This is a genomic window from Corynebacterium urinipleomorphum (genome assembly GCF_900155535.1).
GTDB classification, from domain to species: domain Bacteria; phylum Actinomycetota; class Actinomycetes; order Mycobacteriales; family Mycobacteriaceae; genus Corynebacterium; species Corynebacterium urinipleomorphum.
On the sequence record NZ_LT706964.1, the window covers coordinates 208,118 to 225,031 of the forward strand.

The 16,914-nt window shown below is 63.7% G+C and carries 15 protein-coding genes and 1 pseudogene; 6 read left to right on the forward strand and 10 right to left on the reverse strand.

Going from position 1 to position 16,914, the window contains the following annotated elements; translation table 11 throughout:
• Nucleotides 1-21: 21 nt before the first annotated feature.
• The 9 genes and pseudogenes from mnhG to CZ338_RS06445 all read right to left on the reverse strand — a co-directional run bounded on the left by mnhG (nt 22) and on the right by CZ338_RS06445 (nt 9,654).
• Entirely contained in the window at nt 22-411 is a 390-nt protein-coding gene (mnhG, locus tag CZ338_RS06405; protein ID WP_087117449.1) for a monovalent cation/H(+) antiporter subunit G, read from the reverse strand.
• On the reverse strand, nt 411-689 hold the full coding sequence (locus CZ338_RS06410) for a monovalent cation/H+ antiporter complex subunit F (RefSeq protein ID WP_087117450.1): 279 nt from the start codon (nt 687-689) through the stop codon (nt 411-413). Before CZ338_RS06410 ends, mnhG begins: the two co-directional genes overlap by 1 nt.
• Nucleotides 682-1,233, reverse strand: a complete 552-nt coding sequence (locus tag CZ338_RS06415; RefSeq protein WP_087117451.1) for a Na+/H+ antiporter subunit E — start codon at nt 1,231-1,233, stop codon at nt 682-684. The genes CZ338_RS06410 and CZ338_RS06415 overlap by 8 nt, the downstream gene beginning before the upstream one ends.
• On the reverse strand, nt 1,230-3,086 hold the full coding sequence (locus tag CZ338_RS06420) for a Na+/H+ antiporter subunit D (RefSeq protein WP_087117452.1): 1,857 nt from the start codon (nt 3,084-3,086) through the stop codon (nt 1,230-1,232). The genes CZ338_RS06415 and CZ338_RS06420 overlap by 4 nt, the downstream gene beginning before the upstream one ends.
• Nucleotides 3,079-3,567 (reverse strand): Na(+)/H(+) antiporter subunit C, encoded by a 489-nt coding sequence (locus CZ338_RS06425; protein ID WP_087117453.1) that lies wholly within the window; start codon nt 3,565-3,567, stop codon nt 3,079-3,081. The genes CZ338_RS06420 and CZ338_RS06425 overlap by 8 nt, the downstream gene beginning before the upstream one ends.
• On the reverse strand, nt 3,567-6,572 hold the full coding sequence (locus CZ338_RS06430; RefSeq protein ID WP_087117454.1) for a Na+/H+ antiporter subunit A: 3,006 nt from the start codon (nt 6,570-6,572) through the stop codon (nt 3,567-3,569). Before CZ338_RS06430 ends, CZ338_RS06425 begins: the two co-directional genes overlap by 1 nt.
• Before the next feature lie 306 nt (nt 6,573-6,878).
• A complete protein-coding gene (locus CZ338_RS06435) occupies nt 6,879-7,484 on the reverse strand; it encodes an acetyl-CoA acetyltransferase (RefSeq protein ID WP_235839478.1) in 606 nt (201 codons plus the stop codon).
• A 516-nt stretch (nt 7,485-8,000) separates the two neighbouring features.
• Nucleotides 8,001-9,158 (reverse strand): annotated as a pseudogene (locus tag CZ338_RS06440) (M20/M25/M40 family metallo-hydrolase); the annotation flags it as partial.
• 7 nt (nt 9,159-9,165) lie between these two features.
• Entirely contained in the window at nt 9,166-9,654 is a 489-nt protein-coding gene (locus CZ338_RS06445; RefSeq protein WP_087117456.1) for a M20/M25/M40 family metallo-hydrolase, read from the reverse strand.
• A 104-nt stretch (nt 9,655-9,758) separates the two neighbouring features.
• Here CZ338_RS06445 and CZ338_RS06450 point away from each other — a divergent pair, with 104 nt between their 5' ends.
• Nucleotides 9,759-11,768 carry an OPT family oligopeptide transporter gene (locus CZ338_RS06450; RefSeq protein WP_087117457.1) on the forward strand — a complete coding sequence of 670 codons (2,010 nt, stop codon included), beginning with the start codon at nt 9,759-9,761 and terminating at the stop codon, nt 11,766-11,768.
• Nucleotides 11,769-11,907: 139 nt separating this feature from the next.
• On the opposite strand, the gene CZ338_RS06455 is transcribed toward CZ338_RS06450, so the two are convergent.
• Entirely contained in the window at nt 11,908-13,227 is a 1,320-nt protein-coding gene (locus tag CZ338_RS06455; RefSeq protein ID WP_235839479.1) for a lipase family protein, read from the reverse strand.
• 379 nt (nt 13,228-13,606) lie between these two features.
• On the opposite strand from CZ338_RS06455, the gene groL reads away from it, so the two are divergent.
• The 5 genes from groL to CZ338_RS06475 all read left to right on the forward strand — a co-directional run bounded on the left by groL (nt 13,607) and on the right by CZ338_RS06475 (nt 16,681).
• The gene (gene groL, locus CZ338_RS06460) at nt 13,607-15,241 is read left to right on the forward strand and encodes a chaperonin GroEL (protein ID WP_087117458.1); all 1,635 of its coding nucleotides are present in this window, start codon (nt 13,607-13,609) and stop codon (nt 15,239-15,241) included.
• Between the two features lie 445 nt (nt 15,242-15,686).
• Nucleotides 15,687-15,962: a hypothetical protein gene (locus CZ338_RS06465; RefSeq protein ID WP_087117459.1), complete on the forward strand. Its 276-nt coding sequence runs from the start codon at nt 15,687-15,689 to the stop codon at nt 15,960-15,962.
• 50 nt (nt 15,963-16,012) lie between these two features.
• Entirely contained in the window at nt 16,013-16,144 is a 132-nt protein-coding gene (locus tag CZ338_RS11255; RefSeq protein ID WP_268875424.1) for a hypothetical protein, read from the forward strand.
• A 92-nt stretch (nt 16,145-16,236) separates the two neighbouring features.
• A complete protein-coding gene (locus CZ338_RS06470; RefSeq protein ID WP_087117460.1) occupies nt 16,237-16,455 on the forward strand; it encodes a hypothetical protein in 219 nt (72 codons plus the stop codon).
• 28 nt (nt 16,456-16,483) lie between these two features.
• Nucleotides 16,484-16,681 carry a hypothetical protein gene (locus tag CZ338_RS06475; RefSeq protein ID WP_087117461.1) on the forward strand — a complete coding sequence of 66 codons (198 nt, stop codon included), beginning with the start codon at nt 16,484-16,486 and terminating at the stop codon, nt 16,679-16,681.
• Nucleotides 16,682-16,914: the final 233 nt, after the last annotated feature.

Sequence of the window (16,914 nt, forward strand, 5' to 3'; positions counted from 1 at the left end):
CCGAGCGCCTAACCCGAGCGCCTAAATCTGCGTGCTCCGGTGTAGGTCGCCGGGGTGCTCGTTGATGGCGATGTCGTCCTCGTCGCCGTAGAGGCCCTCGCGGCGGGAGACGCGGCCGAGTCGCTGCGCGGTGACGGGGTTGGTCATCAGCGCGAAGAGGACGAGCAGGAAGAGCATGCCCACGTCGCCGCGCTGGCCGACATCGAAGTGCTCGGAGCTGGTGAGGCGGAAGATCACGCCGAGGATGACCATGATCAGGCCGACGGTCTGAGGTTTGGTCACGGCGTGGATGCGGGACAGCGTGGTGGTGAAGCGCGCGATGCCCACGGACGCGAAGAAGACCTGCAGCGCGCCGATGACGATGAAGATGAGCGACAGGACGTCGGAAATGTATTCCCAGGTGAAGGCCATTAGAGTGCACCGTCCCTCTTGCGGAAGCGGGCGACGGACAGGGAGCCGATGAAGCCCAGCATGGCCACCACGAACATCGCGTTGACCACGGTGGTGTCCAGCGTCCAGCAGATGTAGGTGGCCAGCGCGCACTGGATGGAAGCGACAATGCCGTCCATGGCCACGACGCGGTCGAGCGAGTTCGGGCCGATCACCAGCCGCCACGTCGTGATGAAAAAGCCGATGACCAGCAGCGCCGCCGCCACCGCAAGCACGGAGTTGTAGATCGCGTCATCCATTCTTGTGGGCCTTTCTCTTTTCAAAAATAGCGATCATCGAGCGCTCAAGCTTATCGACGTCCGCCAGCGCCTTCTCCACATCCTTCTGCGTCCCGGCGGACAGAACGTGGATGGTCCACGTGCGGTTAGCCAGGTCGATATCGGTGACACAGCCGCCGGGCTGAAGGTTGTACGCGCAGGTGGCAAAGTACAGTGCCAGCTCGGAGTTGAGTCGCATCGGGACTGTGAAGATGGCGCTCTTCGGCGGGTCCGCCGGACGGATTGCCAGCCACGACACTTGGACCGCCGCGACCATCAACTCGCCGACCCACCGGATGAGGAACACGAACAGTTTGGGCAGGTCGACACTCACGCCGCCGGTAGGGAGTTTCGGTAGCGGGAGCAGGAGGGTGATGGCCACACCCAAAGCGAGGCCCCCGAACACGTTGGCCCAGGTGAGTTCGCCCATGAGCAGGATCCACATCACCGTCAGCCAGAAGATGAACCAGGGGCGGAAGCGGTCGGAGATGTGATGGCCGAATGTGCGGCGGGGTGTGGGGCTCATTGGTTCGCCTCCTCGGAGTCAACTGGGGCAGCGGGATCAGCAGGATCAGATCCAGCAGGATCCGCTCCGGCGGGCTCGTCGCCGGCGTCGACGGCGGGGTCGGGCACGGGCACGGTGGTCACGCCGGCGCTGGGCTCCTCGATTTCGCGGATGCGGTTGGGAAGGGCATCGGAGTCGTCGTCAAGCGTGTGCCCGTCGAGCGTGCGCGACGGGTTCGACCAGTCGGTACCCAGGACGGCGGTGCGGTAGAGGTCTGTGTCCAGCGCGGAGTCGGCGGCGCGGCCGGTGATCGCGGAGATGGGGCCAGCGAGGAACGTGATGGCCACGGACGCGGCGACGAGAGTGGCGGTGGAGGCAACCATGCCAGCGGGGACGCGGCCGGCGTCGTCGCTGTCCTCGAGTGCGACAGTGTCGGAGACATCGCCGAGCGGGCTGACGCGGACGGAGACAACGTTGCCTTCGGGGGCGTCGGAGCGGTCGCGGAGGAATGCCTTGGACCAGACGATCATCATCGCGTACAGGGTGAGCAGCGAGGTGACCACGGCGCCGACGATGAGGACCCAGGACAGCCAGGAGCCTTCCTCCGCACCCGCCTGGATGAGCAGGACTTTGCCGATGAAGCCGGAGAACGGCGGGATGCCGCCCAGGTTGATCGCCGGGATGAAGTACAGCAGGGCGATCACGGGTGCGGTGTACAGCAGCGAGCCCAGGCGGCGCAGTTGCGGGGATCCCATTTGGCGCTCGATGAGGCTGACCACCAGGAACAGGGATGTCTGCACCAGAATGTGGTGGACGGCGTAGAAGATCGCGCCGGACAGGCCGTGGGCGGTGCCCAGCGCGATACCGAAGATCATGTAGCCGATGTGGCTGACCAGGGTGAAGGAGAGCAGTCGCTTGATGTCGTTTTGCGCCAAGGCTCCCATCACACCCACGATCATGGTGGCCAGCGCGACCCACATGAGCAGGTGGCTTAAGGGGCCGTCGGGGAAGAGCGTGACCCGCACGCGGATGATGGAGTAGACGCCGACCTTGGTCAAAAGACCTGCGAACACGGCGGTGACCAGGGACGCAGCGGTGGGGTAGGAGTCCGGCAGCCACGCGTCGAGCGGGAAGATCGCCGCCTTGATGCCGAAGGCCACGAGCAGCGTGGCAAAGATCGCGGTGCGCGTGCCCTCGGGGATCTCCTCCAAACGCATGCCGGCCTGTGCCATGTTCACGGTGCCCACAGACGCGTAGACCAACCCCAAGGCGAACAGGAAGATCATCGAGGACGCCATGGACACCATCACGTAACCGATGCCCGCGCGCACGCGCTGCGGGGACGCACCCATGGTAAGCAAGATGTACGAAGCGACGAGGAAGATCTCAAACCCCACGTACAGGTTGAACAGGTCGCCAGCCAGGAAGGACAGGTTCACGCCCATGGACAACAACATGTAGATGGGCAGGAAGACCTCCACCGGGTCGTTCTCGTTGCCGTCGCGGATACCCTGGCTGATGGCGAACCACATGACACAGAACAGCACGATCGCCGAGACAAACAGCATGATGCTGGAAAGGCGGTCAGCCACGAACGTGATGCCAATCGGCGCGTCCCATCCACCCAGCTGCAGTGTCTGGATACCGGAAATGTCCGCCGCCAGAATCATGGACGCCGCGATCACCGCCAAGGCCAAGAATGTGAAGAACGCGATGCTGCGCTGCAGGGTGCGGTGCTTGCCCGCCAGCAGGATCAGCGCGGCGGCCAACGCAGGCAGCAAGACCGGCAGCGGGATCAGGTACGGCATCGCCGGCAACAGCAGATCGACGTATGCCTCGTAGAACGTCGGGTCGGTGAACGTGGGGTTAGTCATCGTCGACCTCCTTCACCGGCTCTTCGAAGGAACGCGGGCCGAATGCGTCGCCGCCGCTGCGCAGACGGCCGGTCTCCGGGTCGTCGGACGCGTCCGCATCCGGCGCCGCGGACGGGGTGGCCGGACGCGCGGCAATGGCCTGGTCCTCCGCGTCGTGCTCGATCACGTCGTCGGTGCGGTAGCGGTACTGCCTGTACAACAGCGCGAGGATGAAGGACACCATCGCCATCGAGATGACAATCGCGGTGAGAATCATCGCCTGTGCCAACGGATCCGCGGTCTGCTCGGTGGCCACGGAATTGCGGTCCAGAATCGGCGGTGCGCCAGCTTGCCCGCCCGACTGGAGCAGCAGCAGGTTGGCACCGTTACCGATGAGCATCACGCCAAGCAGCATCCGCGTCATCGCGCGGTCCAGCATCAGGTACACACCTGCGGCGATGAGCACGCCGGACGCAATGAGCAGGAACAGATTCGCTTCCATTACTGCACCTCCCCAGTCCGAGTTGTTGAAATTCCACGTTCAGCCTGCGCGAGCTTATCCACGCGCCGTTGCTCCCTTCGCTGCGCGTGCTCCTCCCGGGCACGCTTGCGCTCCTCGTTCTTGCGCTGCAGAGCGCGGGCGCGGTCGCGTGCGCGCTCCTTACGTTCGTCCTCCTCGCGGTCGATCTGGCCGCCGAGGGAGGTGAGAATGTGCATGACCAGGCCGACGACGATGGTGTATACGCCGGCGTCGAAAAGCAGTGCCGAGGGAACTGTGACGGGGCCGATGAGTGGCAGCTCCGGCTCAATGTAGCCGCTTGTCAGCGGCGGGTAGCCCAGGAACATCGGGATGACCGCGGCCGCGCCGGAGAGCAGCAGACCCGTGCCGAGCAGCTTCGACGGATCGACCGGCAGCGCTTCCTCGAGCTCCTCGCGGCCGCCGGCGAGGTAACGCAGTGTGAGAGCCAACCCCATGACCAGGCCGCCGGCGAAACCGCCGCCAGGGGCGTTGTGGCCGGAGAAGAAGAAGTACGCCGACAGCAGGACCATCGCGGGGAAGAGCAGGCGGGTGACCACGTCGACCATGATCGAGCGGTTCTGGGCCTTCTCGCCCTCCACACCCGCTGCGAGCCAGCGCGGGCGGCGCGTGGACAGCGTCGGGCGGCGCGATTCGCGGGAGAAGGACTCGGTGCGGTAGATCAGGCTGGCCACGCCGGTCGCGGCAATGACCAGCACGGAGATCTCGCCGAGCGTGTCGCCCGCGCGCAGGTCCACGAGCAGGACGTTGACCGTGTTGCGGCCGTGCCCGATCTCGTAGGCCAGCTGCGGCATGAGGGTGGAGATCGGCTCGTGGATCCGCGCGGACATCGCGGCCATGGCGACAACCACGACTGACAGGCCCGTGCCCACCGACAGCCACGCGCGCATGCGCACGTCCGCGTCCTTCTTGTCCACTTCCGTGGGCAGCTTGCGCAGGACCAGCATGAACACGACCATGACCAGCGTCTCCACCAGCACCTGCGTCAGCGCCAGGTCGGGCGCGCCGTGCAGCGCGAAGATGAGGGCCGAAGCATAGCCCGTCAGGCCGGCCAGGATCACCAGGGAGAGACGGTTGCGGATTACGGTCGCGGCGACAGCGCAGCCGACCATCACCAGCACCGTCATGCCCTGCCACGGGTTGTCCCACAGGATCATGTTGGTCATCGCGCCGTCGCCGAAAATCAGGGCGCCGAGCGGCACAACCATGAGCACGCTGAAGATCACCGCGAGGTTGATAGTCAACGAACCGCGCTGCGTGGATGCCGTCAGGCGTAGCGACGCCTTCCGCAGCACCTTCAAAATGTTGTCCCACAGCGCATTCGCATCGCCCAGGGCGGGTCGCTCGAACTGCGCCTTCTTCACCAGCTCGCGCTGCCAGAACATGATGGCACCGGTGGCGATGATCACCACGCTCAAACCCAGCGGGATGGTGATGCCGTGCCACAGCTCCAAGTCCTGGCGCTCCGCGTCGGGGAAGCGGACGTTCAGGTACTGGTTGAACAGGTGCGACAATGGCGCCGGGACGAAGCCGAAGATCACAGTGAGCAGCACCAGGAGTGCAGCGGGGGCCCACTGCAAAAATTCGATGGGCTCCATGTCGCGGACGGCGGGAGATGTGCCGTCGACAAGCTCTTTGCGCACATCGTCCTCTGACTTGCGCGCGAACGCACCCCACAGGAAGTACAGGGAGTACGCCATGGTGAGGATCGAGCCGAGCACGAAGCCGACGAGCAGCATGTGGCGCGGCATGCCCACCAGCATCTCCTCGTGCAGCGTCGCCTCAAGCACCGCTTCCTTGGCCACGAAGCCCCACAGCGGAGGGATGCCCGCCATCGATGCCGCCGCTATCGTGGCCAGCACAGCCACCAGCGGCTCCTTGCGCCCCAGCCCGGACAGCTCGCGGATATCGCGCGTGCCCAACGTGTGGTCGATCGCACCGACGATCATGAACAGCGCCGCCTTGAACAGCGAGTGCGCGAACACCAGCGCCAGACCGGCCATCGCCGCCTCGCGCGAGCCGATGCCCACCACCGCAGTCATGAACCCCAGCTGCGAGACCGTGCCGTACGCGAGGATCAGCTTCAGGTCGCGCTGCTTCAGCGCCATCCAGCCGCCCAGCAGCATCGTGAACACGCCCACCGGCAGAACAACGACGTGCCACGCGCTTATCGACGCAAAATCCGGCGCCAACCGCCCCACCAAATACACCCCTGCCTTCACCATGGCGGCGGAGTGCAGGTACGCCGACACGGGTGTCGGGGCCGCCATCGCGCCGGGCAGCCAGAAGTGGAAGGGCGCCTGCGCCGACTTGGTCAGCGCACCGAGCAGGATGAGCACCACGGCCGCGGTGATTCCCGTGACCTGGTCCAGTTCCTGCACCCCGGAGAGTTCCGAGAACTTCCACACGCCCGTCTGGGTGCCGAAGAGGATGATGCCCACCAGCATGGCCAACCCGCCGAATGTGGTGACCAACAGCGCTTGGTTCGCCGCGCGGCGTGAGGACGCCCTTTCCCCGTAGTAGGAGACCAGCAGGAACGAAAGCACCGAGGTGATCTCCCAGAAGATGTACATCATCAGGAAGTTGTCGGAGATGACCAGCCCGTACATGGCCATGGCGAACATGGTCAGCTCCGCCCCGAAAATGCTCAGGCGCCGCGGGTTGGAATCGAAATACCCCCAGCAGTACAGCAGCACCAGTGCCCCGACACCCAGGATGATCAGGCTGAACAGTCCCGAATACGCGTCGAGCCGGAACTCGATGTTCAGGTGCGCCCCGGGCATCCACGGATACGCCGCGAGAATCTCGCCGCCGCCCCTGAATGTTCCGTTGGCGAAGTGGTAGACCAGCCACGCGAAGCCCGCCCCCGGCACGAGCGCCAGTACGCCGAACCCGGGCCTGCCCATTGTGCGGAGCAGTACAGGTGCCGCTGCGGTGGCGGCAATGAGCGCCAAGAGCAAGGTGATCACGGTGTCACGGCCCTCCCAAGTTCGTGTCCGGCCACGCTTCCGACGGTGCGTCCGACGTGCAGCCAGCAGAGTCAATGATTGCGCCGGCCCGGCCGCAAGGAACACGGGCCAGCAGCGCGCAGGCGAGAAAACACCCTGCCGACTTGGGAAAACTACGTATAACCAAATCAAAAAGGCGCGTCATCGCTGGCGCGGCCAACGTTTGCAGTCTACATATTTAGCTCTATTCGTGCGGAGTCGAGCTGCTAATTGCATTCGGCTGGGCATGTGGCTTGGCAGCCGGCGGGCAGAGGCGACCGGAGCCGATTAGCCGTAGATGCGCTGCGCGCCGGAAGCCATCGCAGCGGCGATGGAGGACTCGCTCGCCGCACCGAATCCGACAGCCCAAGCGGTGCGGCGCTCGTTGATCTGGTGCGCGACCTTGATGGCGGTGAAAGTGGCCTCGTGCAGCTGAAACTGGTGGAACTCGAGGATCTCGACGTGGCGGCCTTCCTCAGCCAGCATCGCGCTGAAGGCGTGCGCCGGGCCGGAGGCGGTGACCTCGTGGTGGGTGGTCTGCGGCGCAGACGTCTTCGAGGTGCGGATCAAGTCAGCAGAGTAGGTGGTGTAGCACCAGTGCTCACGGCGGGACTCGATGCCGGAGAACTTGACCGTCGGCGTCGGTGCGTAGGTGGCGCTGAACAGCGACCAGCTCATGCCCATTGCCTCCTCGCGCAGCTCGCGTGGCAGGCGGCGCTCAGAATCGAAGCGGATCTGGAAGGGGTCGCGCTCAGTGATCTGGTTCTGCTGAGTCCCGAATGCCTGAGCCTGCTGTGGCGTGTTGGTGCGGGTGAATTCGGCGGAATCGGTGAATTCAGTCGAACCGGTGGTGGAGGTGGAGTGAGCCGTGGTCTGAGTCGAGGTGGAAAACACGTCGGTGTCCTTCTACGTTTCGCGGAGTGTGTGGGGTGAGTACTGACTCGCTGTACTGGGTGGCTAACGACCACTGCCCCACGCCGCGGGGAGTCGGTTACTCCGCGTTGGGGTCGGTGGCCTGTAGTACCACCTTGAGTACTAGGGCTCGTAGAAGAATCGGCTTACGCATGCCACACACATTAACCTGCCGTCAGGTGACGCGCAACACACTCCGGAAAAATAGTTCGCCCGGTCTCCCGGGGCATGGGCATTGGCACTGTTCAGAGTGCAGGATCAATCCCCAAAAATTCAAAGGGGCGCGTGCAACGCGGAACCGCCTAGCGCGAAGATGCACCCACCACGACGGCGTGGATCTCGATGACATGGCGGCAACACCGAGCAGGCGTTTTCGGGCCGGGCCCGGGCGAAAGTGTCATCTAGATCCACGGGCCCTCAAACACTTAAGCCCCTCCACCGACACCCGAAAGAGAAACGAGGTGCTAGGGGAGGGGCTAAAGGGGAAGGCGGAGACTTTTACAGCGAGGTGACGCGCTGCAGGAACTTGGCCTCGGCGACGGCGACGCGTTCGATCTCGAACGGGTGCACCGACTCGTCGACGGAGTGGATGCCGGCGTTGTTGTCTTCCACGCCGTACATGGCGATGGCCGCGTCAGGGAAGTGCTTCTGCAGCGTCGCGGTCAGCGGGATGGAACCGCCGGAGCCGACGGTGACCAGGTCATTGGGCACGCCGGAGGGGGCAGCGGACGCGGGGGCTTCCTTGTAGGACTCCTCGAGACACTCGCCGAGTAGAGCGATGGCGGGACGGGAGGGGTCGGTAGCAAAACCGTGGTTGATGTCGAAGATCTCCACCTCCACCTTGGCGCCCCACGGGGTGTGGTCGATGATGTGCTGTTTCAGGGCCTCGGCAGCCGCGGCGGGGTCCATGCCGGCGGGGACGCGGAGGTTCAGCTGGGCCTCGGCGCGCGGGATGATGGCGTTGACGGCCTCGGTGACCGGGGTTGAGGTGAAACCGATGACAGTCACGGCGGGGCGGGCCCAGACCATGTCTGAGGCGTTCTCGCCGCCGTTATCGATATCGCCCATGAGCGAGACGCCGTCGAGAACACCGGCGTCCTGACGGAACGCGTCGGCGGTGTAGGGCTCGCCGGGCCAGGTGGCGGTCAGGGCGTCGTCGAGGCCGTCGATGGTGGTGCGGCCGGAGGCGTCCCGAAGCGAATCGAGCGTGCGGATCAGAGCGGCGACCGGGTCTGGGGCCGGGCCGCCGAAGGTGCCGGAGTGGATGGCGCCGCGGAGGGTCTCCACCGTCACCTTGAGCTGGGCGCCGCCGCGCAGCGCGGTGGTCAGGGTCGGGGTGCCCACGGCCACATTGCCGGAGTCGGCGATGAGAATGATGTCGGCCTTGAACAGTTCCGGCTTCTCCTCGATCAGCTTTTCCAGGCCACCGCCGCCGAGTTCTTCGGAGCCTTCGACGAGGACGACGAGGTTAGCGTCGGTGCCGCCGGCGGCGTCGATAAGCCTGAGTGCTTCAAGGTGCATGGCTACGTTGCCCTTGCAATCGGCGGCGCCGCGGCCGTACCAGCGGCCGTCGCGCTCGGTGAGGGTGAACGGGTCGGCGGTCCAGGCGGCCGGGTCGCCGGCGGGAACGACGTCGTAGTGGGGGTAAAGGGGGACCCGTCTCTTATACCCATCTAGATGTGTATAAGGGGCAGGAGCACCCGTGCCCCCCCCCCCACGNGACGAGGACGACGAGGTTAGCGTCGGTGCCGCCGGCGGCGTCGATAAGCCTGAGTGCTTCAAGGTGCATGGCTACGTTGCCCTTGCAATCGGCGGCGCCGCGGCCGTACCAGCGGCCGTCGCGCTCGGTGAGGGTGAACGGGTCGGCGGTCCAGGCGGCCGGGTCGCCGGCGGGAACGACGTCGTAGTGGGAGTAAAGGAGGACCGTCGGGGCGTCGTCGCTGACGTGCTTGCGCGCAATGATCGCGTCGGCGTTGTCCACCGTGGCGTGGCGCTCCACCTCGAGGCCGCGCTCGGCGAGCGCGCTAGCCACCCAGTCGGCGGCACCCGCGTGCTGGTCGGCGAGCTCCGGCACAGAATGGGGCGAGTTGAAGGACACGAGTGCGGAAAGGTCGTTGAAGATCCGTTCGCGGTTCGGTTCAAAAGTGCTCATGAGCTCGAACGTACCAGCGTGCGGACAGGCGGCGAATCCTTGGTTGGGGCTGGGTTACCGCAGGAAGTAACATTTTTGCCGATACCCCATGAGAAAGGTTGAAAATGGATAACCGGACGGAGCTGCGCGAGCTCACTCTCCGCGGCATCATCATCGGCGGTCTGATCACGCTTGTGTTCACCGCGGCGAACGTCTACCTGGGGCTCAAGGTGGGCCTGACGTTTGCTACGTCCATCCCCGCGGCGGTCATTTCTATGGCTGTTCTGCGCAAATTCGCCGGGCACAATGTGAAGGAGAACAACATTGTGCAGACGATTGCGTCGGCGGCGGGCACGCTGTCCGCGATCATCTTCGTCCTGCCGGGTCTGGTCATGATCGGCTACTGGCAGGGCTTCCCCTTCTGGACTACGGCGCTGGTGTGCGCGCTCGGCGGCATCCTGGGCGTGATGTTCTCGGTGCCGCTGCGCCGCGCGCTGGTCACGGGCTCGGACTTGCCGTACCCGGAGGGCGTGGCCGCGGCTGAGGTGCTGCGCGTCGGCGACGGTGATCCTAATAACGAGGAGAACGTCAAGGGTCTGCGCATCATCGTCATCGGCGGCATCGTTTCCGCGTTCTACGGCCTGCTCGCCGCCATGAAAGCCGCCGCTAGCGAGATCGCGGGCACCTTCAAATTCGCCAAAGGCGCAACCATGCTGGGCGGCTCGCTCTCCCTCGCGCTCATCGGCGTGGGCCACCTCGTGGGCATGACCGTCGGCATCGCCATGCTCGTCGGCGTGGTCATCTCCTTCTTCATTCTTCTTCCGTGGCGCACGGCACCGCTTATCGACGGCTCCGTCACCGACCTCTCCGACATCGTCTCCACCACCTTTGCCTCCGAGATCCGCTTCATCGGCGTGGGCACCATGGCAGTCGCAGCACTGTGGACTCTGGTGAAGATCGCTGGCCCCGTGGTCAAGGGTGTCAGCGCCTCCCTGTCCAGCTCCCGGAAGCGTGCCGCCGGCAGGGAAGTGGACGTGACGGAAAGGGATATCCCATTTCCGATCGTCCTTGGCGTGATTCTGGCGTCCATGCTCCCGATCGGCTTCCTGCTGTGGGATTTCCAGCGCGGCACCGACATCCATGAGCACGCTTTCGGCCTGACTGCCATCTCCGTGATCTTCATTCTGGTCGTCGGCCTAGTCATCGCCTCCGTCTGCGGGTACATGGCCGGTTTGATCGGTGCGTCGAACTCGCCGATTTCCTCCGTGGGCATCATCGCGGTGATCTCTTCTGCACTGGTCATCGCCGCGTTCATGGCCGGCACAGACGCGAACGCGACCTCCCTGGTGGCGTACACGCTGTTCACCGCCGCGATCGTCTTCGGCATTGCCACCATTTCCAACGACAACCTGCAGGACTTGAAGACGGGTCAGCTTGTCGGCGCGACCCCGTGGAAGCAGCAGGTCGCCCTGGTCATCGGTGTTCTGTTCGGGTCCGTGGTCATCCCGCCGGTGCTGCACCTCATGCTCACCGGCTTCGGTTTCCAGGGCATGGAGGGCGCTGGCCCGGATGCGCTGGCCGCGCCGCAGGCCGCTCTCATGTCGTCCGTGGCCACCGGCATTTTCGACGACTCCCTGGACTGGAACCTCATCTTCCTGGGTGCCGCCATCGGCACCGCGATCATCATCGTGGACGAGATCCTCACCGCCACCACCGACAAGAAGTATTCCCTGCCGCCGCTTGCAGTGGGCATGGGTATGTACCTGCCGGTCAGTGTCACCGTGATGGTGCCGCTCGGCGCGATTATCGGGCACTTCTACAACCGCTGGGCATCCCAGCAGCGCAACCCGGAGTCCGCGATCCGCATGGGCACCCTCGGAGCCACCGGCCTCATTGTCGGCGAGTCCCTCTTCGGTGTGGTCAACGCCGGCATCATCGCTGCCGCCCAGGGCGACAGCCCGCTGGAGATCTTCGAGGAGAACACCTGGACCAGTGTTATCGGCGTGGTTCTCTTCGCCGCCGCTGTCGCATTCATCTACAGCCGCACTGCCAAGGCTGCGAAGGACCTGCCCATCACTGCGCCAGCCGATGCGGTTGCCGCGGAGAAAATGACCACGGTCGATCGGTCCATGTGACCTGAGTCCCGGTACGGGCCTGAGGCGCTGTACCGGGGCATGAAATGAACGAGGCACGGCATCATCGCCGTGCCTCGTCTCGTTCCCGGCGGTGCCGGGCCGGTACCAGATCTGGCGCGGTATACGATCTGGGTCGGTGCTAACGCATGATTTGCTGCAGGAACGGAACGGAGTGCCGGGTCGAGGCATTGACCGTTCCGTCATGGTCGGTCGGGTACCAACGAACCTCCACCTTGCTGTTCTTCTCTGCGCCGATGAATTGGCGCATCCACATGTCCGAGTTCAGGGCCATGCCGATCGGGGCCGGCATGTCGACATCCTTGAGCCCGTGGGCGATGAACACCGGTTTGTCGTAACCCGAGACAGGGGTCGCCATGAATTCTCGGATGGCGCGGTCTGCACCGGGGACGTCGCTAAGCGGTTTTGTGAAAGCGCGGGTGAGATTGACATTCCGAACTGCGTCTTCGACTTCGTAGTAACAGCTGTGCTGCGCCGCGGCGATCATGCGCCGGCCTTCGTCGGTGAGAGCTGAATCGAAGTCGACGTCTGGGTAGGCTTCGCGCACCGCGCCCAGGATGTACAGGCCGTACACCTGCATTCCGGCGGGCAGCGGAGCTGGCGGGAAGGACGGGCCGAGCTTGGTGATGAACTCTTCGATGTAGGCGGGTGCTCCTGTCACCACCGCACCGCGGTAGTCCAGGCCGAGTTTCTGGCTGAGCTCGGTTGCGCGGTGGGCGACGTGTAGGGCGACGCCTCCGCCCTGAGATTGACCGATGACCGCCCATTTCTTGTCCAGGACCGGTCCGTTCTTGTCTTTGCTGGCCTTCATGTTGTGCAGTGCGGCCACGGAGTCGACGGATTCAACCGCAGACTGCTTGCCGTTGAGGTAGCTGTGGAGCCCGGGGGTGTCCAGGCCGACGTAGTCCGGCGCGACGATCGCGTATCCGAGATCGAGCCACCTGCCCAGGTACTCCACGTCCCGTGGAATGCGCGGGTTGATGGACGGGGCGCACTCATCGCCCAGTCCGACTGTTCCGTGGGTCCAGGCGACGACTGGCCAGCCGCTGTCCGGGCGCTCGCCACGGGGCAGGAAAACGGCGGCGGTGGCGACTGCTGGCTTTCCCAGTTTATCGGTGGTCGTGTACGCGATGCGGTACTGCTCGGCGGCAGTGGGGAGCCCGACGTTCGGGTCCAGGGGTACTTCGGCCAGAACGGTGCCGGGCTTGCCCGACGGTTCAACTCGGGGCAGGTCACTCCGGTAGAGCGTGCCGTTGTACGGGGCAACAGGGCGCATGGGGTCTCCGTTGTCGACGAAGCGCTGCGCCAGCTGCGATGAAGAATGCGATGAAGACTGAGATGACTGCGCGTGGGCTGGAGCGGCGGTTACTGCGCCGGCCATTCCAAGCGTGACAACGGCTGCCGCGCAGGCGGTTACCGGATTTTTGGATCTGAGGGTCATGAGTGAACTCCCATTAGTGGTACGAGTGCTTCTTGTTCCTTTGTAGCCAATTGTGCCCCTCCGCTTGGCGGAGGCTGCTGGCGGTCTGGGAATTCCTGCTGTACCAGATGGCTGTTGATGGAGAATCCGCACGGCGTGCCAGGTACGGCCTTGCAGGGCTGCGGCGGTGCGCTCTCAGCTCTTCATTCCGACCTTGCACTCGCGGCAGCACACTGCTAAAAATGGCTCTAGCACTCCCGCCAAGTGAGTGCTAAAAGTCAATTTCGAGCGGGTGAGGCTGAATTGCGCTCACCAGCCGTGCCGTCGCGGGCGCCCGCTTGGACCTTGTAGACGTGAGAGTGGCGTCGCCTTTCCCTATATAGAGGAGCAACAAACTCACATGGCAAAGATGATCGCATTCGACGAGGAAGCACGCCGCAGCCTCGAGCAGGGTCTGAACACCCTGGCCGACGCTGTGAAGGTCACCCTCGGCCCAAAGGGCCGCAACGTGGTGCTGGAGAAGTCCTGGGGCGCGCCGGCGATTACGAATGACGGCGTGACCATTGCTAAGGACATCGAGCTCGAGGACCCGTACGAGAAGATCGGCGCCGAGCTGGTCAAGGAAGTAGCCAAGAAGACTGACGACGTCGCCGGTGACGGCACCACCACCGCTACCGTCCTGGCGCAGGCACTCGTGCGCGAGGGTCTGCGCAACGTGGCTGCAGGCTCCAACCCGATGGGCATCAAGCGCGGCATCCAGACTGCCACCGACAAGGTGTCCCAGGCGCTGCTCGACTCGGCTAAGGAGGTCGAGACCGAGGAAGAGATCGCTTCCACCGCCGGCATCTCCGCTTCCGACCCCGAGATCGGCAAGAAGATCGCCGAGGCAATGTACGCCGTCGGCAACGGCTCCGTGAACAAGGAGTCCGTTATCACGGTCGAGGAGTCCAACACCTTCGGCGTGGACCTCGAGGTCACCGAAGGTATGCGTTTTGACAAGGGCTACATCTCCGCATACTTCGCCACCGACATGGAGCGCGGCGAGGCTGTGCTGGAGGACCCCTACATCCTGCTGGTCTCCGGCAAGATCTCCAACGTCAAGGAGCTCGTCCCGGTTCTGGAGCAGGTCATGCAGTCCGGCAAGCCGCTGCTGATCATTGCCGAGGACGTTGAGGGCGAGGCCCTGTCCACCCTCGTGGTGAACAAGATCCGCGGCACGTTCAAGTCGGTGGCTGTGAAGGCGCCGGGCTTCGGCGACCGTCGTAAAGCAATGCTGCAGGACATCGCGATCCTGACCGGCGGCCAGGTCATCTCCGAGGAGGTCGGCCTCACCCTCGACGGCGCTGATGTCTCCCTGCTCGGCCAGGCACGCAAGGCCGTGATCACCAAGGATGACACCACCATCGTCCAGGGTGCAGGCGACCAGGCTCAGATCGAGGGCCGTGTGAAGCAGATCCGCGCCGAGATCGAGAACTCCGATTCTGACTACGACCGCGAGAAGCTCCAGGAGCGCCTGGCCAAGCTCGCCGGCGGCGTCGCTGTGCTCAAGGTCGGCGCAGCTACCGAGGTTGAGCTCAAGGAGCGCAAGCTGCGCATCGAGGATGCTGTCCGCAACGCGAAGGCAGCAGTCGAAGAGGGCATCGTCGCCGGCGGTGGCGTCGCTCTCCTGCAGGCAGCCAAGGAGCTCGAGGGCGACCTCGGCCTCGAGGGCGACGAGGCCACGGGCGTGAAGATCGTCCGCGAGGCTCTCTCCGCACCGTTGAAGCAGATCGCCCTCAACGCTGGACTGGAGCCGGGCGTTGTCGCCGACAAGGTTGCTAACCTTCCGGCTGGCCAGGGCCTCAACGCCGCCACCGGCGAGTACGTTGAGATGCTCGCCAACGGCATCGCTGACCCGGCTAAGGTCACCCGTTCTGCTCTGCAGAACGCCGCCTCAATTGCGGCACTGTTCCTCACCACTGAGGCAGTCGTCGCCCAGAAGCCGGAGCCCGCAGCTCCCGCCATGGACCCGGAGGCCATGGGCGGCATGATGTAAGCATTCTGCTTATCGACGAATCACACCTCTCCCGATCCCACCGGACCGGCAGAGGTGTTTTTCGTGTTTCAGGCACCATGCGCACGCTCCACCAAACGTGAGGACCTACCCCATACGGGGGCGGATGCGCCCAAAGAGCCGAAAAGCGTTCTGAACTATTTTGCCGTCAGCTAATCAAACTCAAACGAAATGCGGTTTCGTTTTCCGCCGCTGCAACTCTCGCGACGCGGTAAAAATGCAGTTCAGAATGCCTAAACCTAAAGCTTCAAAAGCCCGTTAACTCCTGTTCACCTGGTTGAACGTTTGGGTACCTACCGAATTGTTCTCTTCGCAGCGCGCAAACAGGAAGTACTGGCTATATTTCAAGATCGTGATGCCCGATCGGGGCGTCTTGAAACAAGCACCCTCCGGCTCGGGCCGGAAATATTCAAGGAGATCTTTGAGTATGAATCCCACTGACATTGCATGGCACCTGCAGAACCTCGGTGACACGTGGAGCGGCTGGGGCAAGGTTTTCCAGAGCCTCGCTGAGCTCTTCTCCCAGGCATGGCGCGATGCGCTCAAGGCCCTGATCGAGCAGTTCGACCCTGAGACCGGCCTCCTGAACCCGGCGAACAAGGACGAGCTGAAGGAAGCCCTGAAGACTCCGGCTACGCCCAACGCCGAAGGAAAGTACGAATTCGACGGCCTTTCCAGCGTCAAGGGCTCCTCTAAGAAGTAGTAGCTACTCCCGCGCCGTAATAATCCCTTCATTCTTCTAAGGAGAAAACCATGGAATCTTTCGACCTCATCGCTCACCTGGCTACGATCTGGAACACCCTTTTCGCTCCGTTCTGGGAAGTTCTCAAACCGATCTTCAACCTGGGCTCTGGTGTTAAGACCCTCGTGGGTCTGGTCAAGTAATCCACATCCTCTGTGGTGCTCGTCAAGGGCACCCATATCTCACCCCATCGCGGCTCTGACGGGCCTTCAAGGGATCGCATAAGGAGAAAAACATGAACGCAAGCGATATCAAGGATCTTCTTTCTTCCGGCAAGGACATCGTCTCCGGCTTCAAGGACCTGTTCGACAAGGAAAACGGCGTCCTCGTGGTTTTCGACGAGTTGAAGCGCTTCTTCACCGAGACGGTCAAGATCGACAACCTCAAGGCTTTGTTCGACAAGAACAGCGCCAACGCCCTCAGCTCTGCGGCTCAGCCGGTCAAGAAGCTCTAAGACTTCCTGAAATTCAAGGAGAACAGTCATGGAAAACGGAATCACCAAGGCCCTCGACAACGTCGACGCGATGAGCGAGCTGTCCTCCACCGGGACGCTCGGCAACGTGATTAACTTCTTTATCAACTTCTGGAATGAGATTCTCTACCCGATCTTCGGATTCATGGTTCCGGTGACCGGCATCGCTGGCGGTATCGGCGGCATCATGGACGTTGTGATCAAGTAACCATCTGATTGATCAGACACCCAGGATCGAACCCCGTCGCATTCACGGCGGGGTTTCGCGTTTCTGGGGGATGCTCTAACAGGCAGTGCGGGAGTCGGAGAGCTCTCGCCCACCCCAAAAAGGGGGTACGGCGAGGCCTTTAAGCTGCAAGGGTTCATTCGGCGGTGCCGTTATCGGTGTCTTTAAGGGGGCCGTTACGGAGTGGGCGAAAGAAATTTGAAGGGTCAGTTCGC